At 74.4% G+C, this 19,722-nt stretch carries 16 protein-coding genes and 1 pseudogene; 10 read left to right on the top strand and 7 right to left on the bottom strand.

Translation table 11 applies throughout. The features are described 5' to 3' along the window. Window positions 1-89: 89 nt before the first annotated feature. On the top strand, window positions 90-1,094 hold the full coding sequence (locus tag AC3ET3_RS12095; protein ID WP_435612092.1) for a DMT family transporter: 1,005 nt from the start codon (window positions 90-92) through the stop codon (window positions 1,092-1,094). On the opposite strand, the gene hutI is transcribed toward AC3ET3_RS12095, so the two are convergent. The 4 genes from hutI to hutU all read right to left on the bottom strand — a co-directional run bounded on the left by hutI (window position 1,034) and on the right by hutU (window position 6,541). Then, complete coding sequence (gene hutI, locus AC3ET3_RS12090) at window positions 1,034-2,248, bottom strand: imidazolonepropionase (RefSeq protein ID WP_432135452.1); 1,215 nt, start codon at window positions 2,246-2,248, stop codon at window positions 1,034-1,036. The genes AC3ET3_RS12095 and hutI overlap by 61 nt on opposite strands. A 77-nt stretch (window positions 2,249-2,325) precedes the next feature. Next, window positions 2,326-3,660, bottom strand: a complete 1,335-nt coding sequence (locus tag AC3ET3_RS12085) for a formimidoylglutamate deiminase (RefSeq protein ID WP_432135453.1) — start codon at window positions 3,658-3,660, stop codon at window positions 2,326-2,328. Further along, on the bottom strand, window positions 3,657-4,880 hold the full coding sequence (locus AC3ET3_RS12080; RefSeq protein WP_432157756.1) for an allantoate amidohydrolase: 1,224 nt from the start codon (window positions 4,878-4,880) through the stop codon (window positions 3,657-3,659). The genes AC3ET3_RS12085 and AC3ET3_RS12080 overlap by 4 nt, the downstream gene beginning before the upstream one ends. After that, window positions 4,877-6,541 carry a urocanate hydratase gene (gene hutU / locus AC3ET3_RS12075; protein ID WP_435612091.1) on the bottom strand — a complete coding sequence of 555 codons (1,665 nt, stop codon included), beginning with the start codon at window positions 6,539-6,541 and terminating at the stop codon, window positions 4,877-4,879. Before hutU ends, AC3ET3_RS12080 begins: the two co-directional genes overlap by 4 nt. Window positions 6,542-6,693: 152 nt before the next feature. Here hutU and AC3ET3_RS12070 point away from each other — a divergent pair, with 152 nt between their 5' ends. From AC3ET3_RS12070 to AC3ET3_RS12050, 5 genes and pseudogenes are all read left to right on the top strand, one after another. Further along, window positions 6,694-8,259 carry a type III PLP-dependent enzyme domain-containing protein gene (locus AC3ET3_RS12070; RefSeq protein WP_435612090.1) on the top strand — a complete coding sequence of 522 codons (1,566 nt, stop codon included), beginning with the start codon at window positions 6,694-6,696 and terminating at the stop codon, window positions 8,257-8,259. Window positions 8,260-8,443: 184 nt separating this feature from the next. Continuing rightward, the gene (locus AC3ET3_RS12065; protein WP_432135457.1) at window positions 8,444-8,836 is read left to right on the top strand and encodes a hypothetical protein; all 393 of its coding nucleotides are present in this window, start codon (window positions 8,444-8,446) and stop codon (window positions 8,834-8,836) included. Then, a pseudogene (locus tag AC3ET3_RS12060) lies at window positions 8,833-9,309 on the top strand (transcriptional regulator); the annotation flags it as partial. The gene AC3ET3_RS12065 and the pseudogene AC3ET3_RS12060, both read left to right, overlap by 4 nt. 991 nt (window positions 9,310-10,300) lie before the next feature. Beyond that, a complete protein-coding gene (locus AC3ET3_RS12055) occupies window positions 10,301-10,807 on the top strand; it encodes a roadblock/LC7 domain-containing protein (RefSeq protein WP_432135458.1) in 507 nt (168 codons plus the stop codon). 13 nt (window positions 10,808-10,820) lie between these two features. Beyond that, window positions 10,821-11,195: a roadblock/LC7 domain-containing protein gene (locus tag AC3ET3_RS12050; RefSeq protein ID WP_432135459.1), complete on the top strand. Its 375-nt coding sequence runs from the start codon at window positions 10,821-10,823 to the stop codon at window positions 11,193-11,195. A 164-nt stretch (window positions 11,196-11,359) separates the two neighbouring features. On the opposite strand, the gene AC3ET3_RS12045 is transcribed toward AC3ET3_RS12050, so the two are convergent. Then, window positions 11,360-11,944, bottom strand: coding sequence for a hypothetical protein (locus AC3ET3_RS12045; protein ID WP_432135460.1), 585 nt, complete (start codon window positions 11,942-11,944; stop codon window positions 11,360-11,362). Between the two features lie 127 nt (window positions 11,945-12,071). Beyond that, window positions 12,072-12,908: a MurR/RpiR family transcriptional regulator gene (locus AC3ET3_RS12040; protein ID WP_432135461.1), complete on the bottom strand. Its 837-nt coding sequence runs from the start codon at window positions 12,906-12,908 to the stop codon at window positions 12,072-12,074. A 483-nt stretch (window positions 12,909-13,391) separates the two neighbouring features. Between AC3ET3_RS12040 and AC3ET3_RS12035 the strand changes: the two genes are divergently transcribed. Next, window positions 13,392-13,844 (top strand): hypothetical protein, encoded by a 453-nt coding sequence (locus AC3ET3_RS12035; protein ID WP_432135462.1) that lies wholly within the window; start codon window positions 13,392-13,394, stop codon window positions 13,842-13,844. A gap of 473 nt (window positions 13,845-14,317) precedes the next feature. Here AC3ET3_RS12035 and AC3ET3_RS12030 read toward each other — a convergent pair whose 3' ends face one another. After that, window positions 14,318-15,706 carry a cystathionine beta-synthase gene (locus AC3ET3_RS12030; RefSeq protein ID WP_432135463.1) on the bottom strand — a complete coding sequence of 463 codons (1,389 nt, stop codon included), beginning with the start codon at window positions 15,704-15,706 and terminating at the stop codon, window positions 14,318-14,320. A gap of 149 nt (window positions 15,707-15,855) precedes the next feature. On the opposite strand from AC3ET3_RS12030, the gene AC3ET3_RS12025 reads away from it, so the two are divergent. From AC3ET3_RS12025 to AC3ET3_RS12015, 3 genes are all read left to right on the top strand, one after another. Then, window positions 15,856-16,887 (top strand): SGNH/GDSL hydrolase family protein, encoded by a 1,032-nt coding sequence (locus AC3ET3_RS12025; RefSeq protein WP_435612089.1) that lies wholly within the window; start codon window positions 15,856-15,858, stop codon window positions 16,885-16,887. Window positions 16,888-17,669: 782 nt separating this feature from the next. Further along, on the top strand, window positions 17,670-18,350 hold the full coding sequence (locus AC3ET3_RS12020) for a PH domain-containing protein (protein ID WP_435612088.1): 681 nt from the start codon (window positions 17,670-17,672) through the stop codon (window positions 18,348-18,350). A 150-nt stretch (window positions 18,351-18,500) separates the two neighbouring features. Next, window positions 18,501-19,721 (top strand): acetyl-CoA C-acetyltransferase, encoded by a 1,221-nt coding sequence (locus AC3ET3_RS12015; protein WP_432135466.1) that lies wholly within the window; start codon window positions 18,501-18,503, stop codon window positions 19,719-19,721. Window position 19,722: the final 1 nt, after the last annotated feature.

Below are 19,722 nucleotides of genomic sequence, written 5' to 3'. Positions count from 1 at the left end.
CCTGCTGGAACACACTCAGCGCATACGCGTCGCGCGGCTACCCTGACCCGGCTCTGTGCCAACCCGTCGTCGATCGCCGAGGAGACCCCATGTCCGCCAGGTCCGTCCGTGTCGGCCGATGGGCCGATCTGCCCGTGCTGCTGGTGGCGGTGGTGTGGGGGTCGAGTTATCTGGCCGCCAAGGGGGTGACGACGGCGGGGACGGTGGTGGGGGTGCTGGTGCTGCGGTTCGCGGTGGTGGTGCCGGTGCTGGTGGCCGTGGGGTGGGGGCGGCTGCGGGCGTTGAGCGCCGCGCAGGTGCGCGGGGGTGCGGTGCTCGGGGTGGTGCTGGCCGGGATCTTCCTGCTGGAGACGTACGGGGTGGTGCACACGTCGGCGACCAACGCGGGGCTGATCATCAGCCTGACCATGGTGTTCACGCCGCTCGCGGAGAGCCGGGTGCGCGGGACGCGGCTGCCGGGGGCGTTCCTCGCGGCGGCCGGGGTGTCGGTGGCGGGGGTGGCACTGCTGACGCAGGGGGCCGGGTTCACCGCGCCGTCCGGGGGCGATCTGCTGATGCTGGGGGCGGCGCTCGCCCGGACCGTGCACGTACTGGCGATGGCGCGGATGGAGTCGGTGCGGGGCGCCGACTCCATGTCGTTGACGACCCTTCAGCTGGCCGGCGCCGTGGTCGTGTTCGGGGCGCTGGCGGTGGTGCCGGGGACCGGGGCGTCGCCGTGGGCGACGGCCGGCGGGTTCGACGGCGGGGACTGGGCCGGGCTGCTGTACCTGTCGGTGCTCTGCACGCTGTTCGCGTTCTTCGTGCAGATGTGGGCGGTGCGGCGGACCTCGCCGTCCCGGGTCAGTCTTCTGCTGGGCACCGAGCCGGTGTGGGCGGCGCTCCTCGGTGTCGCGCTGGCCGGGGACCGGCCCGGGTGGCTCGGGTACGTGGGTGCGGTGCTGGTGCTGGCCGGTACGGGGTGGGGGCGGACGGTGGCCGACCGCGCGGTGCGGTCGGCCGGGGCCGGAGAGACGGGGGTGCGGGCGGAGGGCGGTCAGGCGACCCGTACGCCGGCCCGCCACACCCCGGACACCAGCGGGACGCCCGGGCGGTAGGCCAGGTGGACGTGGCTCGGGGCGTCGAGGAGGAGCAGGTCGGCGCGGGCGCCCGGGGTGAGGCGGCCGATGTCGGTGCGACGCAGGGCCGCCGCGCCGCCCGCCGTGGCCGACCAGACCGCCTCGTCGGGGGTCATGCGCATGTCCCGTACGGCGAGGGCGATGCAGAACGGCACCGAGGACGTGAAGGACGAGCCCGGGTTGCAGTCCGTGGACAGGGCCACGGTCACGCCCGCGTCCAGGAGGCGGCGGGCGTCCGGCCACTCGGCGCGGGTGGAGAACTCGGCGCCGGGGAGGAGGGTCGCGACCGTGTTCCCGGCGGCCAGGGCGTCGACGTCGGCGTCCGTGAGGTGGGTGCAGTGGTCGGCGCTCGCCGCGTCCAGTTCGACCGCGAGCTGGACGCCGGGGCCGTAGGAGAGCTGGTTGGCGTGGATGCGCGGGTGCAGTCCCCTGGCCTTGCCGGCAGTGAGGATCGCCCGGGCCTGGTCGCCGTCGAAGGCGCCCTTCTCGCAGAAGACGTCGATCCAGCGGGCGTGCGGGGCGCAGGCGTCGAGCATCTCGCCGGTGACGAGGGCGACGTACGCGGCGGGGTCGTCGGCGAGGTCCGGGGAGACGATGTGGGCGCCGAGGTAGGTGACCTCGTCGGTGTGGCGGGCGGCGATGCGCAGGGCTCGGGCCTCGTCCTCGACCGTCAGGCCGTAGCCGGACTTGGTCTCGAAGGTGGTGGTGCCCTGGCGGAGGGCCTCGGCGAGGTGGTGGGTGAGGTTGGCCTCCAGTTCCCCGTCCGTGGCTGCGCGGGTGGCGGCGACCGTCGTACGGATGCCGCCGGCGCTGTACGGGCGTCCCGACATCCGGGCGTTGAACTCCTGTGTCCGGTCGCCCGCGAAGACCAGGTGGGAGTGGGAGTCGACGAAGCCGGGGAGGACCGCCCGGCCGCCGGCGTCGACCCGATTGTCAGTGGCGGGTGCTTTGCTTGATTCACCGGTCCACACGACACGGTCGCCTTCGATGACGACGGCCGCGTCCTGGATCAGGCCGAGGGGGGAACTGTCACCCAGGGAGGGGTCGTTGGTGACCAGGGCTGCGATGTTGGTGATGAGCGTGGTGGCGGTGCTCGCGGAGTGGTCGGGGCTGACGTTCGTCGCGCTGCTCATGGCTTCCTTGCTGGCCTGGTCGGCGTTGGGGGCGGGTTCGGGGGCCGGCCGCGCGGGGGCGCGGCAACGGGCCGGGGTCAGTCGCGCAGGGCTGCGACGGCGTCCGCGAGGGCGCGCGGCACATCCGGTACGAGAGTGTGCGCCCCGTCCCGGACGACGTGCCGGCCTGCCACGACCGTATGCGACACGTCCGCTGCCGACGCGGCGAATACGGCCGTCTCGGCGCCGAGTCGCGCAGGCGGCCCTGCCGTCCTGACCGAGTCGAGGGCGATCGTCGTGAAGTCGGCGAGCGCGCCGGGCTCCAGCGTGCCCGCGCCGTCCCAGCCGAGGGCGGTGTGGCCGTCGGCGGAGGCCGCCCGCAGCAGGGCCGCCGCCGTCCAGTGGCCGCGGGTGCGGCTGCGCAGGCGTTCGTTCAGCTCCATCGCGCGGGCCTCTTCGAGCAGGTCGATGACGGCGTGGCTGTCGGAGCCGAGGCACAGCGGGGAGCCCTCGTTCTGCAGGGCCACGGCGGGCCCGATGCCGTCGGCGAGGTCGCGCTCGGTGGTCGGGCACATGCAGGTGCCGGTGGCGCTGGAGCCGATGAGGGAGATGTCCTCGGCGGTGAGGTGGGTGTTGTGGACGCCGGTGGTGCGCGGGCCGAGGACCCCGTGCAGGGCGAGGAGCTGGGTGGGGGTGCATCCGTGGATCTCCCGGCAGGCCTCGTTCTCGGCGGTCTGCTCGGACAGGTGCACGTGCAGCGGGGACCGCCGCTCCTGCGCCCACCGGGCCACGGTCGCCAACTGGTCGGCGGGCACGGCCCGCACCGAGTGGATCGCCGCTCCGATCCGTGCGTGATCCCGTTCCTTGAGAAGTGAACAGCGTGTGGCCCAGTTCTCGGCGGTCCGGTCGGAGAAGCGGAGCTGGTGGGTGCTGGGCGGTTGTCCGAAGCCGGCGGAGAGGTAGGCGGTGTCGAGGAGGGTGATCCGGATGCCGGCCTCGGCGGCGGCCGCGATCAGGGCCTCGCCCATCGCGTTGGGGTCGGCGTACGGGGTGCCGCCGGGGGCGTGGTGGAGGTAGTGGAACTCGCCGACGGCGGTGATGCCGGCCAGGGCCATCTCGGCGTACACCGCGCGGGCGAGGGCGTGGTAGGTGTCGGGGGTGAGCCGGTCGGCGACGGAGTACATCACCTCGCGCCAGGTCCAGAAGGTGCCGCTGCCGACCTGGACGGTGCCGCGCAGGGCCCGGTGGAAGGCGTGCGAGTGGGCGTTGGCGAGGCCCGGGAGGGTCAGCCCGCGCAGCACCTCGGCGCCGGGCGGCGGGGTGTCCGCGTCCGTGCGGACGGCGGTGATGCGGCCGTCGTGGACGTCGAGCGCCACGCCCGGCTCGACGCGGTCGCCGAGCCAGGCGTGTTCCAGCCAGTACGTCTGCGTCACCTGCAGGCCAGTCCTTCCAGTACGTCGGCGAGGGCGAGCACTCCGGCCACGCAGTCGTCCTCGGCCGCGGACTCGGCCGGGGAGTGCGAGACGCCGGTGGGGTTGCGTACGAACAGCATGGCGGTCGGGACGGTGCCGGACAGGATCCCGGCGTCGTGTCCGGCACCGGTGCCGAGAACGGGGACGGCGAGGTCCGGCGCCTTGTCCCTGCCGAGGATGCGGGCGAGTTCGTCGCGCAGGGCGTGGTCGAACTCGACGACCGGGGTGAAGGACTCCCGGACGACGTCCAGGCCGATGCCGTGGGCCTCGGCGTGGGCGCGGGCGGCCTTCTCGATGCCGTGCACCACGGTGTCGAGGCGCTCCTGGTCGGCGGCCCGGCTGTCCAGCCAGCCGCGTACCAGGGAGGGGATGGCGTTGACGCCGTTCGGTTCGACGGAGATCTTGCCGAAGGTGGCGACGGCGTCGGCGTGTTCGGCCTCGCGGCGGGCGGCGAGGACGGTCTCGGCGTAGGACAGCATCGGGTCGCGGCGGTCCGCCAGCCGGGTGGTGCCGGCGTGGTTGGCCTCGCCGCGGAAGTCGAAGCGCCAGCGGCCGTGCGGCCAGATGGAGCTGGCGACGCCGACGGCGTCCCCGGTGAGGTCGAGGGCGCGGCCCTGTTCGACGTGGAGCTCGACGAAGGCGCCGATGCGGGCGAGGCGTTCGGGGTCGGGTCCGATGGTCTCGGGGTCGTACCCGGCGGCTTCCATGGCCTGCGGGAGGGTGGTGCCGTCGCCGTCGGTGAGCCGGTGGGCCTGCTCGACGGTGAGCTGTCCGGCGGTGAGCCGGGAGCCGACGCAGGCGAGGCCGAAGCGGGCGCCCTCCTCGTCGCCGAAGTTGACGACGGCGACCGGCTTGACCGGCCGCGCCCCCCGGCTGCGGAGTTCGTCGAGCGCGGCGAAGGAGGACACCACGCCGAGGGGGCCGTCGAAGGCGCCGCCGTCGGGGACGGAGTCGAGGTGGGAGCCCGTGACGACGGCGTCGCCGGCGGTGGGGTCGCCGAGCCAGGCCCACTGGTTGCCGTTGCGGTCGACCTCGTAGGTCAGGCCGCGGCTCGTCGCCTGGTCCCGGAACCAGGCCCGGCAGTCGGCGTCGGCGGCGGTCCAGGCGAACCGGCGGTAGCCGCCGGAGGCGGAGCTGCGGCCGATCGGCAGCAGCTCCGCCCACATGCTGTGGAAGCTCAACGCGGGTCACCCTCGCGCATCGGGACCCGGACGCCGCGCTCGGTGGCGACCGACTCGGCGATGCCGTAGCCGGCGTCGACGTGCCGGATGACGCCCATCCCCGGGTCGTTGGTGAGGACGCGGCGGATCTTCTCGCCGGCGAGCGGGGTGCCGTCGGCGACGGTGACCTGGCCGGCGTGGAGGGAGCGGCCCATGCCGACGCCGCCGCCGTGGTGGATGGACACCCAGGAGGCACCGGAGGCCACGTTGACCATGGCGTTGAGCAGCGGCCAGTCGGCGATGGCGTCGGAGCCGTCGAGCATGGCCTCGGTCTCGCGGTAGGGGGAGGCGACGGAGCCGCAGTCGAGGTGGTCGCGGCCGATGACGATCGGTGCGGACAGCTCGCCGCTCGCGACCATGTCGTTGAAGCGTTCGCCGGCCTTGTCGCGCTCGCCGTAGCCGAGCCAGCAGATGCGTGCGGGCAGGCCCTGGAAGTGGACCTTCTCGCCGGCCAGCTTGATCCAGCGAGCCAACGACTCGTTCTCGGGGAACAGGTCGAGGATCGCCTTGTCGGTGCGGGCGATGTCGGCCGGGTCGCCGGACAGGGCCGCCCAGCGGAAGGGGCCCTTGCCCTCGCAGAACAGCGGCCGGATGTACGCGGGCACGAAGCCGGGGAAGGCGAACGCGCGGTCGTAGCCGGCGAGCCGGGCCTCGCCGCGGATGGAGTTGCCGTAGTCGAAGACCTCGGCGCCGGCGTCCTGGAAGCCGACCATGGCCTCGACGTGCCGGGCCATGGACTCGCGGGCGCGGGTGGTGAAGCCGGCCGGGTCCTTGGCGGCGGCGTCGGCCATGTCCTCGAAGGCGGTGCCGACGGGCAGGTAGGCCAGCGGGTCGTGGGCCGAGGTCTGGTCGGTGACGATGTCGATGGGGGCGCCCATGGCGAGGAGCTGCGGGACCAGTTCGGCGGCGTTGCCGAGGACGCCGATGGACAGCGGGCGGAGGGCGTCGCGGGCCTCGACGGCGAGCTGGAGGGCGTGGTCGAGGGAGTCGGCCTTCACGTCGAGGTAGCGGTGCTCGATGCGGCGGTCGATGGCGCGCGGGTCGCAGTCGACGCAGATCGCCACGCCGTCGTTCATCGTCACGGCGAGCGGCTGGGCGCCGCCCATGCCGCCGAGGCCGGCGGTGAGGGTGATGGTCCCGGCGAGGGTGCCGCCGAACTTCTTGGCGGCGACGGCGGCGAAGGTCTCGTAGGTGCCCTGGAGGATGCCCTGGGTGCCGATGTAGATCCAGGAGCCGGCGGTCATCTGGCCGTACATGGTCAGGCCGAGCTGCTCCAGGCGGCGGAACTCCTCCCAGTTGGCCCAGTCGCCGACGAGGTTGGAGTTGGCGATGAGGACGCGCGGGGCCCACTCGTGGGTCTGCATGACGCCGACCGGGCGGCCGGACTGGACCAGCATGGTCTCGTCCTGCTTGAGCGTCTCCAGGGTGCGGACCATGGCGTCGAAGGAGCGCCAGTCGCGGGCGGCCTTGCCGGTGCCGCCGTAGACGACGAGCTTGTCGGGGTGTTCGGCGACCTCGGGGTCGAGGTTGTTCTGCAGCATCCGCAGGGCGGCCTCCTGCTGCCATCCCAGGGCGCTCGGCTGGGTGCCGCGCGGAGCTCGGACGGGCCGGGGTCCTGACATGGTGCCTCCTGTGGACGAGAGCGGGTCCGGGCGGTCGGCTCCGGGCCGGGTCTGCGTGTTGCTGTGGATATTCACATCCTGCTGTTCTGAATAGAACTAGTCAATAGGGGTGGCTGCCGACACGCGCGCGATGGGGGTGTTTGGCTGGATCCATGGGCGCGACCGAGAGACCGACGGGCAATCCTGGAGCGGGCGACGGAGGGGCCGACGAGGCCGAGGGCGACGGCACGGGGGCGCGAGTGGACTTCCTGCGCGGCGACGACGACAGCCACCATGACGGCGACCACGACGGCCGGAGCGGCGCCGGCCGCAGCGGCGACGACCGCGCCGACGGCCGCGACGGTCGCGACGACCTCGACGAGGCCCCCGGGCGGGAGCGCGCGCTGCGGCGGGACGCGGCCGTGCGGGCCGCCGTGGCGCAGGGGCTGCTGGGGCCCGGCTCCCCCATCGTCGGATTGCTGGACGTCACCGGCGTTCGCGCGGTCGCGGCGGCGCTGCGATCGGCGTTCGCGGCGGTGGTGCCGGCCGGCACGCCCGTGCTGCACGCGTTCGCCGTGAAGGCGACGCCGCTGGTGCCGGTGGTACGGCTGCTGGGCGAGGAGGGGCTGGGCGCGGAGGTGGCGAGCCCGGGGGAGCTGGCGCTGGCGCGGGCGGCCGGGATCCCCCCGTCGGCCACCGTCCTGGACTCCCCCGCGAAGACCCCGGCCGAACTGCGCGAGGCCCTGGCGCTGGGGATCGCCGTGAACGCGGACAACCCGCAGGAACTGGGGCGCATCGACGCGCTGAGGGCCGCCGCGCCCAGCGCGTCACCGGTGGGCCTGCGGGTGAACCCGCAGGTCGGGGCCGGCTCCATCGGGGCGCTGTCGACGGCGACGGCGACCTCGAAGTTCGGGGTGGCGCTGCGCGACGAGGGGGCGCGGGAGTGGGTGGTGCGGGCGTACGCCGAGCGGCCGTGGCTGACCCGGCTGCACGCGCACACGGGGTCGCAGGGGGTGCCGCTGCAGCTGATGGTGCGGGGCGTGGCGGCGGTGTACGAGCTGGCCGAGGAGATCAACGAGCGGCTCGGACGCCGGCAGATCGACACCGTCGACATCGGCGGCGGGCTGCCGGTGAACTTCGCGTCGGAGGCGACGACGCCCACGTACGCCCGCTACGCGCGGCTGCTCGCCGAAGCGGTGCCGGGGCTGGTGGACGGGCGGTACGGGCTGGTCACCGAGTTCGGGCGGTCGCTGCTGGCCGAGCAGGGCGTGGTGGTGGCGCGGGTGGAGTACACCAAGACGGCCGGCGGCCGGCCCGTCGCGGTGACGCACGCGGGCGTGCAGGTGGCCACCCGGACGGTGTACGCGCCGGGGGCGTGGCCCCTGCGGATCGCCGCGTACGACGCGCAGGGCCGCCCGAAGCCGGGGCCGGCGGTGGTGCAGGACGTGGCGGGACCGGCGTGTTTCGCGGGTGACCTGCTGGCGGAGGGCCGGGAGCTGCCCCTGCTGGAGCCGGGGGACCACGTGGCGGCCCTGGACACGGGCGCGTACTACTTCGCCCACCACTACGCGTACAACTCGCTGGCCCGGCCGCCGGTGCACGGATTCGCGCCGGACGGGCGGGGCGGGGTCGCCTTCGCGCCGGTGCGCGCGGGCCAGACGGTCGACGAGATCGTCGCCGAGGCCGGAGGGGCGCACGCGGACGCGCTCACCTCGCTGCGGGAACCCGGGCGCGGTTGACGCACGCCGGGGTCCGGGGTGTTGAACAGCCCTGTGCACAACAGCCGTTCGAGGGACTTGAGTTGGGTCACCATAGCGGCTGCGGGCACGTTCCACAGGAAAATGCCAGAAGACTCACTCCTCGTCCACACAGTGCGTAACGTCCCCCTCACTCAGCCGAACCGAAGGCGGGAGGGGAGCCACGGTGCCCGGAATCGACGAGTGCCTACTGGAGGCCATGCGGCTGCCCGGAGCAAGGGGGGTCGCGCTGGTCGACTGGACCAGCGGACTGGCCCTGGGAGCGGTCGGGGAGTTCCCCGGCGGCGACCACGAGGCGGCCGCCGCGGAGGCCGCCGAGATCGCCCGGCTGACCGCCGAGCAGCGGGCGTTCGCGCCGGACGACGGCGGCGACGCGCCCGACCCGCCGCTGGAGGACCTGATCGTCAGCAACCGGGACAGCTACCACCTGCTGCGCTTCGTGCAGACGTCGTTCGACAGCAGCGTGTTCCTCCATCTGTTCCTGGGCCGGGCCGAGGGCAACCTGGCCCTGGCCAGGATCCGGCTCGGCGAGATGGCCGGACGGCTGGTGCTGGAGTGACCGCGACCAAGGCGGCCCCGCCGCCCCCGCCCCCACTGCCGGTCCGTGACGGGTCGGCGGCCCGTGAGCGCGCGGCCGGCGGCGGCGTCTCGCTGTCGCCGATGCTGACCCGGCTGGCCGCCGAGCGGGCCACCGGAGTGCTGGAGCGGGAGCACGGCACGCTGCACCTGGCCGAAGGCAGGGTGGTGCACGCCGAGAGCCCGCTCGCCCCCGGCCTGGGCGACCTCCTGCTCGCCCACGGCACGATCGACGCCGACACGTGGCTGCGGACGCTGGCGGAGGGCCCCGGCGGGGAGTACGGGGCGGCGCTGCGGCTGCTCGACTCCGGCCGGGTGGCGCGCGGGGCGCTGGAGGTGTGCCATCTGGGGGCGCTCTGCGACGCGGCGTACTTCGCGCTCGCCCCGAGCAGCGCGCCCGGACGCTTCCGCTACGGCACGGCACTGGTGCCGGGGCTACTGTCCCCTGACCCGCTGCCGGACCCACTGCCGGACCGGTTCTCGGACCCGCTGCCGGACGCGGTGCAGTCGGGCAGGTGTCCCGGCGGCTCGTCGGCGGGGGGGCTCGCCACAGACGGCTTGCCCGCGACCGCCCTCGCCTGGGGCGAGGCGTCCTCGGGCGGCCTGCGACCGGCCGACCTGGCATGGGGCACCGGCCCCTCGGCCGACCTGCCGTCGGGCGACCCGCACTCCGCCCACCTGACCTCGGGAGAACTGTCGCCGGGAGAACTGTTGCCGGGTGGTCTGACGTCGGACGACCCCTCGTCGTACGGCCTGCCCTCGGACGGTCGGCCGGCCGACGACCCGTCCTCAGGCGGTATGCCGTCGGGCGACAGGGCGTCCGGCACCTGGGCTTTCCACGGCCGGGGCAGCGGCGGCCGGTCCTCCGTCGCCCATGCCCCGGGCGACCGGGCTTCCGGCTACCGGACCTCCGGTGACCGGGCTTCCGGCGACCAGGCCTCCGGCTGGGGGCGTGCGGGCGGAGCCCACCCGCACGTCCTGGGTTCGATCGCCGTGGCCGCGCTGCAGCGGGCGACCCTGCGCCGTCGGGCGCTGCTGGACCGGCTCTGGCCGCAGCAGCTCGCCGACACCGCGCCGCTGCTGCGCACCGGGGCGGCCGCCGTCTCCGCGGCCACCGCCCGGCACGGTGCCGTGCTCGCGCTGGTGGACGGGGAGCGCACCGCCTCGGACATCGCCCGCGCACTGGGCCGACGCGCCTGTCCCACGCTGGCGGACGTCCGCCGGCTGGCCGCCGCCGGCCTGGTTTCCCCCAAGCCCCCACCCGTCGTCCCACCCCCACCCCACCGACCGCACCGACCGCCGGGACCGCCCGGACCACCCCTGCCCGGCGCCTGGCCGGGCGGCCTGCCCCCCGTCAACGACCCCGACATCACCCTGCTGAAGAGGCTCAGGGATGCGCTGGAGGCCCTTTGAGCGGCAACGACCGCACGCCGAGAGGAGAGAAGTCATGGCCGACGAGCCCGCGCTGCTCGACGAACTGCGGCGGCTGCGCGCCCGTGTGCCCCAGTTGACCGGTGCGCTCGTGGCCAGTGTGGACGGCCTCGTCCTCGCCCACGACACACCGGGCGTCGAACCGGAGGGCCTCGCGGCGCTGACCGCCGCCGCGCTCGGCGTCGCCGTGCGCACCACCGACGCCACCGGCCAGGGCGCCCTGCGCGAACTGCTGCTGCGCGGCCAGTACGGCTACGTCGCCAGCTACGCGGCGGGCGACCAGGCCGTGCTGACACTGCTCGCGCAGGACCGCGTCAACGTCGGCCGGCTCCATCTGGAGGGCCGCCGGACCGGCGCGCGCGTCGGGGAGCTGGTGGACGCGGCCCCCGAGCCCGCCCACCACCTGCCCGGCCCCGTCACGGCCCCGAGGCCCGTGCGGGCCAGGGCCGTCACCCGCACCACCACCGCCACCACCACCGCCGCCAACACCACCGACCACTCCCGTACCACCAGGGAAAGCTGAGAGGAAACCTGTCATGGCCAACACCGAGATCGCCCTCAAGGAAGCGCTCGCGTCCATCGAGGGCGCCACCGGAGTCGCGCTCGTCGACTACACCAGCGGTATGGCGCTGGGCACGATGGGCGGCAGCAAGGACTTCGACCTGAACGTCGCCGCCGCCGGCAACACCGACGTCATCCGCGCCAAGATGCGCACCATGGAGCACCTGGGGCTCAAGGCCGAGATCCAGGACATCCTGATCACCCTGAGCGACCAGTACCACCTGATCCGCCTGGTCGGCGGCCGCAGCGGCAACGGGCTCTTCCTGTATCTGGTGCTGGACGCCAAACGGGCCAACCTGGCGATGGCCCGCCACCAGCTCCGAAGGATCGAGGAGACCCTGGAGGTCTGAGCCCGGCCGGTCCGGGCCCGGCGAGTGCGGGGCCCGGACCCACCGGGCCGACCGCCTCACCCGCGGTCAGACCGGCGTCACCCGCCGTCAGACCGCCGCCGTCAGACCGGCCTCACCCGCCGTCAGACCGGCCTCACCCGCCGTCAGACGGACGCCGCGGGCCGTCAGACCGGCGCCGCGGTGCGGCGGCGGGCCCCGCCGGGGGCCGCGTCGCCCGCCGCGACGCCGGTGCCCCGGAAGCCCTTGACGGCCTTGCCCGCAGGGCGCCCGCCGCGCCGGTCCAGCCAGTCGACGCGCACCCACAGCAGCGCCTCGGCCTCCTGCTCCCGACGCCCCAGCCAGGCCGCCTTCAGCCACAGCCCGGCCGCGCAACCCGCGAGCAGCAGCCCGCCGGCGGCCGGCACCGCGAAGGAGGAGCCGAGGGCCGCGGCGAAGGCGAGCAGCAGCCACCAGCGGTGGCCGCGCCGCCAGCTCCGTACGGTCACCGCGCGGTCCTGCAGCACGTCGTACTTGCCCGCGCGGGCGGCGCCCGCGGCGAGCGCCCGGTAGCGGCGGCGGCCCCGCACGGCCACCACGGCCGTCGCCAGGACGAACAGCGCCGCCCCGGCCATTACCCCGATCCGCCGCCCGGTGATTCCGGGCACCAGTACGCCGACGCCCGCCGCGAACACCCCGCACCACCACAGGGGGGCCGCCCCGGCACGTACGACGACGGCCACCCGAGCCAGTCCCTGACCTCCGCGTGCCACGTTCCGCCTCCTCGTCGTCCCGGCTCCGGGCGCGCCCGTCGCGAGCGCGCCCGCCATGAGCACATCCGGACCGGAGAGTAGCGAGCGAACCTGAGACGGTCATGAGAGCCCGCGCCACGGGCCGGGGTCACTCCACGAACAGACCCCGCGCGGCGGCCCTCGCGTCGAACTCCTCCAGCCGGGCCTGCGCGTCCGGCAGGTCGTCGCACATCGCCTCCAGCAGCACCCGGCCCAGCAGCATCGGGGCGCAGGCGGTGTCGAAGGCGAGCCCGGTGCCGACGGCGGCCGGCAGCAGCAGGTCGGACACCTTGGCGATGGGCGCGAAGGCGGAGTCGGCGACACTCACCACGGTCAGCCCGGCCTCCCGCGCGTACGCCAGGGTGTCCAGCACCTCACGCGGATGCCGGGGCAGCGCGAAGCACAGCAGGGCGGTGGCGCCGGCCCGGACGGCCGCGTCGACCCGGTCCTGGACCATGGAACCGCCCTCGTCCAGCAGCCGCACGTCCGGGTGGACCTTGGCGGCGAAATAGGCGAAGCCGTACGCCTGTGCGGCGGCGGCCCGCAGGCCCAGCACCGGCAGCGGGCGGGACGCGGCGAGGGCCCGGCCCGCCCTGCGCACGGGGGCCGGGTCGGCGAGGGCGTCGGCGAGGTGGCGCAGGTTCTCGATCTCGGCCTCGACGGCCTGCTGGTACTCGTTGTACGAGCCGCTGTCGGCGGTCTGCTCGGCGGGTGCGACCTCGCGCAGGTGGCGGCGCAGCGCCGGGTAGCCGTCGAAGCCGAGGGCGACGGCGAAGCGGGTGACGGAGGGCTGGCTGACGCCGGCCAGTTCGGCCAGCTCGACGCTGGAGAGGAAGGGCACGTCGGCGGCGCGCCGGACCATGCTGTGCGCGATCCGTCGCTGCGTCGGCGTCAGCCGGTGCCCCTCGAAGAGCGTCTGCAGCCGTGCGGCCGGGCTGTCGGTCATGACCTGCTCCCCCTCCACCTATTCAGTCACCAAGCACTCTGCATGAGGTCATACAGGCCGGGCAAGGGGAACGGGCCACGGGTCACCGGACGGGGGACTCAGCCGACACGGCGCCAGATGTGCGCGTCGGCCTCCTCGCCCCGCCGTTCACGGAGGCCGCCCCTCCGCCCTTCCGCCCCTCGGACTCTCAGCCCTCCCTCCCTTCACCCCTCAGCCCCTCCGCCCCTCACTCCTCGGTATGCCGCACCGCCCGCTCGGGCAGCCACAGGGCGCACAGGGCGGCGCCGGCCACGAGGGCGAGGGCTGCCCAGAGGGCCGTGGAGGCCGCAGTGGGGAAGGCCGCCGGCCCGTCCTATGTTGATCTCCGGGATCGCGGCGTTCGTTCCGGCCTGACCCGGCGGCCGCGACCGCGTGCCGCCCCCGCTCCGACAGGGGGGCTACCCCCAGTGCGACCGGTGGCCGGAATGCGTAGCGTGGCTGCCCATGACGGGATGGGAGACCACCATGGACGCCGCGCGCGACGCCGAGCTGAAGAAGGAACTCGACGCCACTCTGCACGCCCGCAGGGAACTGGGCGAGGACTACGACTCCGCGCTGGTCGAGTCCTTCCTGGAGAAGGTCGACCAGCGCATCGACGGGGCGGTGGAGCGCCGGGTGCGCCGGCAGCTGGCCGAGCAGCAGATGACGGAGGCCCGCGACTCCCGCTCCCCCGGCGACGGCGACTCCTGGGGCGAGCGGTTCGGCTTCGGCATCGTGTCGCTGGTGCTGGCGATCCCGCTGTCCGGGATCGGCGCGGGCACCGCGGGCCTGTCCGGTCTGTTCGTCTCCTGGGCGGGCATCGTCGGCGTCAACGTGGTCCAGGCGGCCCGCGCCAACCCGGGACTGTTCCGCCTGCGCCGCCGTAAGGAGTCGCAGAACGGCGACTGGGAAGGCTGACGACGCACGACGCCGGAACATCGTGGGGGGAGGGGTTACGCGGGGACCGCCGCACCCCCATCACTGGGGGGCGGGACGACGGCGGTCCCCGCGAGGGACGCGGGCCGGCCGGAACCGGATGTGCGCGTCCGTGGCGTCCATGGAGGTCCGGGAGCCGCTCCGGAGGTCCTGGCGCCGTTCGGTGCCGGCCCGGGAGGGGAGCCGCTCCCTCCCTGCCGACACCCCACACTCTGCCGAACGCGTGTTAAGCGTGTGCTGCGTGGACGTGACACCCTCGTACCGGTTCCGCGTCCGGCCGATCGGCCCCGGTCACCGCAAGTTCGCCGTGTACGGGGCGCGTTCACCGCAAGTTCGCCACCCGGACCGGTCCCGGCCCGCCAGGACGCGCCCCGCCCCGGCCGGACCCGGCCGGGACCGTCCGGGACCGTCCGGGACCGTCCGGACGCGCCCGGCCCCGCCCGGCGGGCCGGGCTCTAGCGGCTGCCCTTGGCGAGGAACGCCAGCAGGTCCTGCCGGCTGACCACCCCGGTCGGCTTGCCCTCGACCAGGACGATCGCCGCGTCGGCGGTGCCCAGCACCGACATCAGGTCGCCGACCGGCTCACCGGAGCCGACCTGCGGCAGCGGCGCCGACATGTGCTTCTCCAGGGGGTCGTCCAGCGACGCCTTCTTGCTGAACAGGGCGTCCAGCAGCTCGCGTTCGACGACCGAACCGACGACCTCCGCGGCCATCACGTCAGGGTGCCCGGCGCCCGGCTTGACCACCGGCATCTGCGAGACGCCGTACTCGCGCAGCACCTCGATGGCCTGGCCGACCGTCTCCTCGGGGTGCATGTGCACCAGCGACGGGATGGCGCCGTGCTCCTTGTCGTCGAGGACGTCACCGACCCGGGCGTTCGGGCCGGTGTCCTCCAGGAAGCCGTAGTCGGCCATCCACTCGTCGTTGAAGATCTTGCTGAGGTAGCCGCGGCCGCTGTCCGGCAGCAGTACCACCACGACGTCGTCCGGCCCGAGCCGCTCGGCGACCCGCAGCGCGGCGACCACGGCCATGCCGCAGGAGCCGCCCACCAGCAGGCCCTCCTCCTTGGCGAGCCGGCGGGTCATCTGGAAGGAGTCCTTGTCGGAGACGGCGACGATCTCGTCCGCGACGTCACGGTCGTACGCGCTCGGCCAGAAGTCCTCGCCGACGCCCTCCACGAGGTACGGCCGCCCCGAGCCGCCCGAGTAGACGGAGCCCTCCGGGTCGGCGCCGACGACCTGGACCCTGCCGTCGCTGACGTCCTTCAGGTAGCGGCCGGTGCCCGAGATGGTGCCGCCGGTACCGACGCCCGCCACGAAGTGGGTGATCCTCCCCTCGGTCTGCTCCCACAGCTCCGGGCCGGTGGAGTGGTAGTGCGAGAGGGGGTTGTTCGGGTTGGAGTACTGGTCCGGCTTCCACGCGCCGGGGGTCTCGCGCACCAGCCGGTCGGAGACGTTGTAGTAGGAGTCCGGGTGCTCCGGCGCGACGGCGGTCGGGCAGACGACCACCTCGGCGCCGTACGCCCGCAGCACGTTGATCTTGTCGGTGCTGACCTTGTCAGGGCAGACGAAGATGCACTTGTAGCCCTTCTGCTGCGCCACGATCGCCAGCCCCACACCGGTGTTGCCGCTGGTCGGCTCGACGATCGTGCCCCCCGGCTTGAGCGCCCCGCTCTCCTCGGCCGCCTCGATCATGCGCAGGGCGATGCGGTCCTTGACCGAGCCACCCGGGTTGAAGTACTCGACCTTGGCCAGGACGGTGGCCTGGATGCCCTTGGTCACGCTGTTGAGCTTCACCAGCGGGGTGTTGCCGACGAGGCTGATCATCGAGTCGTGGAATCGCACCGTTGTCTCCGGTTGCTTGCAAAAACAGTGGTCCTAGTGGTCCCGCCAGCCTAAGGCGTGCACGGACCGTTCACTCCCTGTCGCGATTGGACAGCGCCCGGTACGGGGCAAGGAGTGGGTGTACGGCTATGAGGAGGTGGCGGCGAGGCATGACGAGCATGTCGAGGGCGAGAGTGGCCCGGCGTATCGCGGCCGGCGCGGCCTACGGCGGCGGTGGCGTCGGCCTGGCCGGGGCGGCGGTGATGGGCCTGCTGCTGGCGGAGGCCCACCTGGCCCGCCGGTATGTCAACGGCACGGGCGCGGCCCCGCACGTCCCGGGCGCGGACGGGCTGTACGGGCGCGCGTACGACACCACCGCCGCGTCCCTGCAGGAGGAACCGCTGCTGCTGGTGATGCTCGGCGACTCGACGGCCGCGGGTCAGGGCGTGCACCGGGCGGGCCAGACCCCGGGCGCGCTGCTGGCGTCCGGCCTGGCGGCGGTGGCCGAGCGTCCGGTGCGGCTGCGCAACGTCGCCCTCCCCGGCGCCCGCTCCGACGACCTGGACCGCCAGGTCGGCCTGGTCCTCGGCGACTCCGATCGGGTGCCCGACATCTGCGTGATCATCGTCGGCGCGAACGACGTCACCCACCGGATGCCGCCGAACCGTTCGGTGCGCCATCTCGCGTCGGCGGTACGGCGGCTGCGGACGGCCGGCGCGGAGGTGGTCGTCGGCACCTGCCCCGACCTCGGCACCATCGAGCCGGTGCAGCAGCCGCTGCGCTGGCTGGCCCGGCGCGCCTCACGCCAGCTGGCCGCGGCGCAGACCATCGGGGTGGTGGAGCAGGGCGGCCGTACGGTGTCGCTGGGCGACCTGCTGGGACCCGAGTTCGAGGCGAACCCCCGGGAGCTGTTCGGCCCCGACCACTACCACCCCTCGGCGGAGGGGTACGCCACGGCGGCGATGGCGGTGCTGCCCACGGTGTGCGCGGCCCTGGAGCTGTGGCCGGCCGACGAGGAGCGTCCGGAGACCGCCCGCCGCGAGGGCTTCCTGCCGGTGGCGCGGGCGGCGGCGGAGGCCGCCGCGGAGCCCGGCACCGAGGTGGCGGCGGCCATGCCCACCGGCCCCCGGGGCCCCTGGGCCCTGCTCAAGCGCCGACGCCGCCGGCGCGTCCCCGAGCCGGAGAGCACTCCGGTGACCTGACAGCCGCCCCGGTCGGGCCCGGCCACCACCCGCACCGGCGCCCCGGCCACCGCCCCCGGCCGGTTCCGGGGCGCCCGGCCCGCCTCCGCGCGCCCGTCCTGCGCCCGCCTCCGAGCCCCGGGCCCCCGTACCCGGGGCTCGGAGGACCGTGGCCAAGCCCCGGCCTCCCCCACACCCGACCGGCAACCGGCGGCCGACCCCCGGCCACCCCGCACACCCGCGCACCCGCGCACCCGTCGGCGACCGGCGGCCGACTCCCGGGCCACCCGCGCCCGTCCACGCCCGTCCGCCACCGCGCACCCCGGTGGCCCGCGCCCTGACAACCACCCCGGCCCCCACCCGCCCGCGCCCTGACAACCACCCCGGCCCCCATCCGTCCACCCCCATCACAGACCCCGCCGCCCCACAGCCACCGAGAGGGCCGACCGGAACAGCCGCACCACCCCGCCGCACCCGTGCTTCAGCCGACCCGGAACCCGCCACCACGCCGGACCACCTGGGCAGACCGCCCCGGAACCCGCACCCCCTCCGCGCCACCCGCGCCACCCGCGCCACCCATGCCACCCGCGACGCCCGACCCGGAACCCGCACGCCACCCCGCCGCGCTCACCCCCACAGACCGGCCGGTCCCCGCCAGTTGGCCGGAATGTGCCGCTGTGGGAAGGGTTCGGCCGGCTCTAGAATCCCTCGCCCCCGGATCGCGGGGTGGCGAGAGGGGGCACATGGACGTCGGGGTGTCGTTGCCGCGGAGGTACGGGACCGGGCCAGGGCGGATGGTGGGCGTGGTGGTCGCCACGGTGCTGTCCCTGCCGGCCGGGCTGTACCCGCTGTGGACGGACGGGAGCATCCCGCCCGGTGTGCGGTTCCTGGTCACCGTGGCGTTGCTCGCCTTCTTCGCCTGGCTGTTCGCGGCGGCCGCCCGGGCGGCGACGGTGGCGGACCGCCGGGGCCTGCGGGTGCGCGGCTTCCTCGGCACCCGTGCCATCGCCTGGGCGGATGTCCAGGACATCCGGTCGGAGACCAACCCGGGGTCGGCGTTCCAGGACGGCGCGGCCCGGCGCGTCTGCTGCGCCTACGGCTCCACCGGCCGCCGGGTGCTGCTGATGTACGTGGACGACACCCATGTCCGGCTCGACGACGAGCTGGCGTTCCTGCGGCGTGCCTGGCGGGAACTGCGGGGCCCCGGCTGGCGGCCGGTTCCCGGGCTCGCCGCGCGGATCCGCAGGGGTGAGGCCCGCCGGCTGGCCGTGCTGATGGGGGTGGCGGCCGCCGTCGCGGTCGGGATCCTGGCGGTGCTGCTGATGGTGGTGGCGATGTTCGTCGACCTGCCGGGGGCGGCGCGGGTGGCGCTCTCCCCGGCCGTCGCGATCGGCGTGGTGGTGCCCGCGGTCTTCGTGGTCACCGCGTCGGCGTTCTACCTGCGGCGGCGGAACACGGGGGAGCCCCAGCCGGACGCGCGGTGAGACCCGGGCCGCGGGAGGGGCGCCCAACAGGCAAAGCAAGCGCTTAGAAAGATGCGGCCAGGGTCACACCGCGTCACCCGTGACCTGGGCCATACGGCCGGGTAACTTCCCCCTCAGTCCGCCGATCTCCCTCAGCCCCATGGAGCCGTGATGCCCGAAGCCGTCATCGTCTCGACCGCCCGCTCCCCCATCGGCCGCGCCTTCAAGGGCTCCCTGAAGGACCTGCGCCCGGACGACCTCACCGCCACGATCATCCAGGCCGCCCTGGCGAAGGTCCCCGAGCTGGACCCCAAGGACATCGACGACCTGATGCTCGGCTGCGGCCTGCCCGGCGGCGAGCAGGGCAACAACCTCGGCCGGATCGTCGCCGTGCAGATGGGCATGGACCACCTGCCCGGCTGCACGATCACCCGGTACTGCTCCTCGTCCCTGCAGACCAGCCGGATGGCACTGCACGCCATCAAGGCCGGCGAGGGCGACGTCTTCATCTCGGCCGGCGTCGAGATGGTCTCCCGCTTCACCAAGGGCAACTCCGACAGCCTCCCGGACACGCACAACCCGTTCTTCGCCGAGGCCGAGGCCCGTACCGCGGCCGTCGCCGAGTCCACCGGCTCCACCTGGCACGACCCGCGCGAGGACGGCCTCGTCCCGGACGCCTACATCGCGATGGGCCAGACCGCCGAGAACCTCGCCCGCCTCAAGGGCATCACCCGCGCGGACATGGACGAGTTCGGCGTCCGCTCCCAGAACCTCGCCGAGCAAGCCATCAAGAACGGCTTCTGGGAGCGGGAGATCACGCCGGTCACCCTCCCCGACGGCTCGGTCGTCGCCACGGACGACGGCCCCCGCGCCGGTGTCACCCTGGAGGGCGTCCAGGGCCTGAAGCCGGTCTTCCGCCCCGACGGCCTGGTCACCGCCGGCAACTGCTGCCCGCTCAACGACGGCGCCGCCGCGCTCGTCATCATGTCCGACACCAAGGCGCGCGAGCTGGGCCTGACCCCGCTCGCCCGAATCGTGTCGACCGGCGTCTCCGGCCTCTCCCCCGAGATCATGGGCCTCGGCCCGGTCGAGGCGAGCAAGCAGGCCCTGTCACGGGCCGGCCTGACGATCGACGACATCGACCTGGTCGAGATCAACGAGGCGTTCGCCGCCCAGGTGATCCCCTCCTACCGCGAGCTCGGCATCGACCCGGACAGGCTGAACGTCAACGGCGGCGCGATCGCCGTCGGGCACCCCTTCGGCATGACCGGCGCCCGGATCACCGGCACGCTGATCAACTCCCTGCAGTGGCACGACAAGCAGTTCGGCCTGGAGACCATGTGCGTCGGCGGCGGCCAGGGCATGGCCATGGTCATCGAGCGCCTGAGCTGAC

This window comes from Streptomyces sp. bgisy159 (genome assembly GCF_057707805.1).
Note: the sequence above shows the minus strand (reverse complement) of the source record. Positions and strands in the feature narration are given on the sequence as shown.

What these genes read in the sequence shown, in the direction of transcription:
- AC3ET3_RS12095 (WP_435612092.1), top strand. Translation starts at nt 90, where the DNA reads ATGTCCGCCAGGTCCGTCCGTGTCGGCCGATGGGCCGATCTGCCCGTG.
- hutI (WP_432135452.1), bottom strand. Translation starts at nt 2,248, where the DNA reads ATGAGCAGCGCGACGAACGTCAGCCCCGACCACTCCGCGAGCACCGCC.
- hutU (WP_435612091.1), bottom strand. Translation starts at nt 6,541, where the DNA reads ATGTCAGGACCCCGGCCCGTCCGAGCTCCGCGCGGCACCCAGCCGAGC.
- AC3ET3_RS12070 (WP_435612090.1), top strand. Translation starts at nt 6,694, where the DNA reads ATGGGCGCGACCGAGAGACCGACGGGCAATCCTGGAGCGGGCGACGGA.
- AC3ET3_RS12055 (WP_432135458.1), top strand. Translation starts at nt 10,301, where the DNA reads ATGGCCGACGAGCCCGCGCTGCTCGACGAACTGCGGCGGCTGCGCGCC.
- AC3ET3_RS12050 (WP_432135459.1), top strand. Translation starts at nt 10,821, where the DNA reads ATGGCCAACACCGAGATCGCCCTCAAGGAAGCGCTCGCGTCCATCGAG.
- AC3ET3_RS12040 (WP_432135461.1), bottom strand. Translation starts at nt 12,908, where the DNA reads ATGACCGACAGCCCGGCCGCACGGCTGCAGACGCTCTTCGAGGGGCAC.
- AC3ET3_RS12035 (WP_432135462.1), top strand. Translation starts at nt 13,392, where the DNA reads ATGACGGGATGGGAGACCACCATGGACGCCGCGCGCGACGCCGAGCTG.
- AC3ET3_RS12025 (WP_435612089.1), top strand. Translation starts at nt 15,856, where the DNA reads ATGACGAGCATGTCGAGGGCGAGAGTGGCCCGGCGTATCGCGGCCGGC.
- AC3ET3_RS12015 (WP_432135466.1), top strand. Translation starts at nt 18,501, where the DNA reads ATGCCCGAAGCCGTCATCGTCTCGACCGCCCGCTCCCCCATCGGCCGC.